Genomic DNA, 845 nt, shown 5'->3' with positions numbered 1-845 from the left:
CGACCGGATGCGCGGGGACGAAATGCACGCCTTCAGGCAGATGCGGCGCCATGTCCTTGACGACGGCGCCCTTCACCGCGCGGGGGTCGGAGACGATGGCGCCGGGCTTGAGATGAGCGGCGATCTCGGCCGCGACCGGGCCGCAGGCGCCGACGGGGATGCAGAGGATGACGAGATCGGCATCCCTGACGGCCTCGACATTGGTTGCGACGACGCGGTCGACGATGCCGAGCTCGGCGACCCGCGCGCGCGTCTTCTCCGAGCGCGCGGTGGTCACGATCTCGCCGACGAGGCCCTGCGCGCGCGCGCCGCGCGCAATCGAGCCGCCGATCAGCCCGAAGCCGATCAGCGCGATGCGGTTGAAAAGCGGAGCCGTGGTCACGTCGTCACTTTCCGGTTCCGGCCAGGAAGTCGCGCAGCCCCTCGACCACGAGGCGGTTGGCTTCCTCGGTGCCAATGGTCATGCGCAGCGCATGCGGCAGCTTGTAATTGTTGAGCGCGCGCAGCACGAGGCCGCGTCGCGTCAGATAGGCGTCGGCTTCGGCGGCGGTCCTGCCCTTGTCGGTCGGGAAGTGGATCAGCACGAAATTGGCGACGCTCGGCGTCACCTTGAGGCCGAGCTTGCCGATCTCCTCGGTCAGCCAGTTGCGCCATTGTTCGGTGTGGGTCCGCGACATCTGCACGTGCGCAGTGTCCTCGATCGCCGCCACCGCCGCCAGCATCGCAGGGGTCGTGACGTTGAACGGGCCGCGGATCCGGTTGCAGGCATCGACGATATGCGCCGGGCCGAACATCCGGCCGACCCGCAGCGCGGCGAGGCCGTGGATCTTGGAGAAGGTGTGCGT

At 68.8% G+C, this 845-nt stretch carries 2 protein-coding genes; both read right to left on the bottom strand.

Going from position 1 to position 845, the window contains the following annotated elements; all coding sequences use genetic code 11:
- On the bottom strand, positions 1-382 hold a 382-nt coding region (locus tag NS334_RS16970), incomplete at its 3' end, for a prephenate dehydrogenase/arogenate dehydrogenase family protein (RefSeq protein ID WP_153002824.1).
- A 4-nt stretch (positions 383-386) separates the two neighbouring features.
- A partial coding sequence (locus tag NS334_RS16965; protein ID WP_153002823.1) for an aminotransferase class I/II-fold pyridoxal phosphate-dependent enzyme occupies positions 387-845 on the bottom strand: 459 nt, incomplete at its 5' end.

It is taken from the genome of Sphingomonas endophytica, from assembly GCF_001476895.1.
GTDB classification, from domain to species: domain Bacteria; phylum Pseudomonadota; class Alphaproteobacteria; order Sphingomonadales; family Sphingomonadaceae; genus Sphingomonas; species Sphingomonas endophytica_A.
This window is presented reverse-complemented; position numbering and strand designations above follow the sequence as displayed.